The following is a 2,436-nucleotide window of genomic DNA, read 5'->3' as shown; positions in this document are numbered from 1 at the left end:
TCATCGATCCGGCTTGCCGGGTGGGTCGGCAGTCGCTCGAGGACATCCTTCAGGTACGCATAGGGATCATGCCCGTTGATGCGTGCCGAGTGGACTAGGCTCATGACCGCCGCTGCGCGCTTGCCCGCTCGCAGGCTGCCGGCGAACAACCAGTTGCCCCTCCCCAGAGCGATAGGTCGGATCTGGTTCTCAACCCAATTGTTCGAGAGCGGCACGTCACCATCTTCGATGTACCGCGTCAATGCCGGCCAGCGCTTCAGGCTGTAGTCGATCGCTTTGATCGTGGCCGAACCTGGTGGAACCTGCTGCCTTTGCAGGAGAAGCCATTTGTAGAGCAACGCGGCCACCCGACCCGACTTGCGCTTGCGAATTCGTCGCCGCTCTTCGGGGGGAAGGTCGCCGAGCTTCGCCTCGATCTTGAACAGCACCCGGAAGTACCGCAGCGCCTTCTCGCCGACCTGGCTGCCGTGGTTGGCCCACAGCTCGTGGAATTTACGGCGCGCGTGCGCCATGCAATTGGCGGCCGTCACGCCCTTCGCGATGGTCGCGTTGTAGCCTGAGTAGCCGTCGGTGACGAGCGTGCCCTTCCATGGCGTGTCGCCGTCCTGGCCGAGGAATCTGCGAACGTTCTCTCCGCTGCGCGTCTCGGCGAAGTTGAACACCACCGCCTTGGTTGAGTTGAAGCTGGTCGTGCAGAAGCTCCAGATGTAGGCCTTGTGGGTCTTCTTGTTGCCAGGCTTGAGCATGGCCACCGGTGTCTCGTCGGCGTGCAGTACGTCGTGGCGAAGCAGCTCGCCCTCCAGGGCGTCTACCAGCGGCTGCAGCTGCGCCCCGCATTCGCCCACCCACTGCGCCAAGGTCGAGCGCGCGATGGCCATGCCGGCGCGCTGGAAGATGTGCTCCTGCCGATACAAGGGAAGGTGATCCAGGAACTTGGCCACCAGCACCTGGGCCAACAGACCTGCGGTGGGAATGCCCTTGTCGATGATGTGCGGCGCGACAGGGGCCTGYACCAGCTTCTCGCAATGCACGCAGGCCCACTTGCCGCGAACATGGTGTTCCACCGTGAACACGCCCGGTTCGTAGTCGAGCTTCTCGGAGACGTCCTGACCGATGCGCTTCATCTGGCAACCGCAGCCGCACACAGTGCTCTCGGGTTCATGGCGCATCTCGCGCCGCGGCAGGTGCGCGGGTAGCGGCTGGCGCCTTGGCTGTTCTTTGTCCTTCTTGTCCTTGCCTTTGTTGTTGGCGGTGGCCCGTTCGATCTCCCCGGTGACTTCAGCGATGTCGCCATCGAGGGTCTCTTCCAGCAGGCTCTTCTGCTCGGCACTCAGGCCGGCCCTGAACTTCTCGCTCGTGGCGGCGAACTTCAGGCGCTTGAGAACCGCCATCTCGTGCGTGAGCTTGTCGATCAGGGTCTGTTTGAAGGCAGCCTCGCGCTGCGATCTCTCGAGTTCTACGGCCTTGTCTCGCAGTTGCTCGTCCTTGGCCGACAGCTCGCTCATCAGCGCCAGCATGGCTTGGCGCATCTGCTCCGGATCCATCGATTCCAATTGCTGGGAGGCGATCACGGAGGGTGATCGTGCCAGATGATGTGCGCCGGCGACATCGGCACATTCATCGATTGCGCATCGCTACAGAACTCGGATGATTCCAGCCTCGCCGACGCGTTGCCAGGGCAGTCCCAGAACGAGTGCGTTGAGTTGCGGCCTGCTGAGCGACAGTGTTCCCGTCGTGTCGTGTGGCCAGACGAACTTGCCGGCGTTCAGTCGCCTGGCCGCCAACCACACGCCGATGCCATCGTGCACGAGAACCTTCATGCGGTTGGCGCGGCGGTTGGCAAACAGGTAGGCGTGATGCGGGCGGGCTTCACCGAAGACCTTCACCACACGCCCCAATGCCGCTTCGGTGCCGGCGCGCATGTCCATCGGTTCGACCGCCAACCAGACGGCGTCGATGCGGATCACCTCAGCAACTCGCGCAGCCAGGTCCCGCACTCGGTAGCAAGTGCCGCCGGCCAGGTCACCACGATAGTCGTCGAGCCGCGCCGCACTTCTATGCGAATGTCGCTCGCCGGAGCGACCGGTGCAGGCAGTTGCAAGGCGACGAACGACGGAYGCTCGGGCTTGGCGCCGGGCAAGGCCTTGGAGGCTTTGTCTTCTGCCGTCCTGCCTGACGGCATCTCCGCGTCGCGCACCCAACGGCGCAGCAGGTTCGCATTGATACCCAGAGACATTGCCACCGATGCCATGGAGACGCCGGGCTGCGCGGCCGAGGCAACGGCATTGGCCTTGAACTCGTCGCTATGCAGCCGGCGTCGCCGCCGATCGCCGGAAGCCTGAGGAGAGATAGTGTGCACGTGTCCACCAAGAGTTAGTGGATACGAGCATCCTTTGCTCCTACCGCGAATTCAAGATGGGATCGCCGGACGCTTAC

3 protein-coding genes are annotated in these 2,436 nt (G+C 63.5%); all 3 read right to left on the bottom strand.

All coding sequences use genetic code 11. The features are described 5' to 3' along the window. Positions 1-1,571: IS66 family transposase (gene tnpC / locus AC1DNF_RS35450; RefSeq protein ID WP_478153585.1), on the bottom strand; the 1,571-nt coding region annotated here is incomplete at its 3' end. 63 nt (positions 1,572-1,634) lie between these two features. Beyond that, complete coding sequence (gene tnpB, locus AC1DNF_RS35445; protein WP_478153583.1) at positions 1,635-1,967, bottom strand: IS66 family insertion sequence element accessory protein TnpB; 333 nt, start codon at positions 1,965-1,967, stop codon at positions 1,635-1,637. Further along, positions 1,964-2,359, bottom strand: coding sequence for a transposase (locus AC1DNF_RS35440; protein WP_478153581.1), 396 nt, complete (start codon positions 2,357-2,359; stop codon positions 1,964-1,966). The genes tnpB and AC1DNF_RS35440 overlap by 4 nt, the downstream gene beginning before the upstream one ends. Between the last annotated feature and the right edge of the window lie 77 nt (positions 2,360-2,436).

The sequence above is a fragment of the Variovorax sp. 01T432 genome (assembly GCF_056398605.1).
The sequence above is the reverse complement of the archived record's forward strand: the minus strand, read 5'-3'. Positions and strand labels throughout refer to the sequence as shown.